Source organism: Streptomyces sp. NPDC055078, from assembly GCF_053607985.1.
In genome coordinates this window covers 1-1,154 of sequence record NZ_JBSGUP010001146.1, presented here as the reverse complement: position 1 = coordinate 1,154, position 1,154 = coordinate 1, and the positions used below count along the sequence as shown (strand labels likewise).

Genomic DNA, 1,154 nt, shown 5'->3' with positions numbered 1-1,154 from the left:
CACTGGTTCATGAACTACCGCGAAAGCAGCTGAACCCCGCCGCCAAGTGACTGCTCAGGCGCAGCCAACGGCACCACGAAAGGCAGCCAACCCTCACAGTCCGTCGGGTTCAGATTGCTCAAAGCCAGCCGACAGGCCCGCTGCTCGCGAAGCCCGGATTCCGGCATCCCCGCAAGACCCAGTGCTAATGATCAAGGGGAACCTATAGCGCCAGGTCGATCGGAGGTTCAGCCGCTGTGCCTTTCATCTCGTAGGCGGCGGCCCCCTGCCGGGCCTTTTCTTGCCCGATGTGCGGAGTGCTCGGTTCACGGTGCACGGGTTGCTTCCCGTTCCGGGCCCGGCCCGGGGGCGGCGGGATCAGGGCCGGTGACGATGAAGTGGCCGAGGCGCCCGCGGCTGGCCTGCGCCGGCCCTACGGTTCGGCCGACGGCCGTGCGCAGGTGGACGGCGGGCACACCGGGGCCCTCTTGGGCAGGCCGGTCACCGCGACCAGGCGGCCGGTGCGCGGGCTGGTCAGGAACCGTACGCTCGCGTACACGCGGCGGGCCGGAGTGAGGTGCGCGGGGCGGCCGAGGGCGGTGTCCAGGAGTACCGTCCACCGGTCGATTCCCAGCGCGTGCCGCAGGAGAACGCCGATGTGTCCGGCACCGAGGCGGGCCCCGATCTCGACGCCGAGCACCACCCGTCCCCGCCGACGATGACCTCGGTGTGCGAAGCGCCGTTGCGGATGCCCACCGCGGCGATCGCCCGTTCCGCCTCCTGGTGCATGGCCCGCCCGGTGCCCGGGGGCAGGTCGGCGGGCAGGCTGCGACCGACTTCGACCCGGTGGGCGCCCTGGGTGACGGCCTTCCGGGTGACGCACAGATGCGTGGTCGTCCCATGCTGTGTGATCGATTCGACGCTGTACTCGGTGCCCTCGACATAGTCTTGGACCAGGACGCGCGGGTCGGGCGGCAGGCCGTACATGCCACGTGGGGAGCGGGCCGCCACCCGCCAGGCACCGGCCGCACCGTCGGGGTCGGTGACGACTGTGACGCCGGCGGAGTCCTGATGAGGATCTCTGAAACGGCCAAGGGGGCTCTTCCCTCCATTTCGTTGGATTTCGAAGGTTGTGGGGAGGGTGGGGAGCGCAGCGCATGCGTGAGGTGCCCGGC

The 1,154-nt window shown here is 70.3% G+C and carries 2 protein-coding genes; both read right to left on the bottom strand.

Annotation, left to right across the window (positions count from 1 at the left end):
• Window positions 1-305: 305 nt before the first annotated feature.
• A complete protein-coding gene (locus ACWF94_RS40840; protein WP_453500412.1) occupies window positions 306-599 on the bottom strand; it encodes a hypothetical protein in 294 nt (97 codons plus the stop codon).
• Window positions 514-1,101 carry an ATP-grasp domain-containing protein gene (locus tag ACWF94_RS40835; protein WP_453500413.1) on the bottom strand — a complete coding sequence of 196 codons (588 nt, stop codon included), beginning with the start codon at window positions 1,099-1,101 and terminating at the stop codon, window positions 514-516. Before ACWF94_RS40835 ends, ACWF94_RS40840 begins: the two co-directional genes overlap by 86 nt.
• Window positions 1,102-1,154 lie beyond the last annotated feature (53 nt).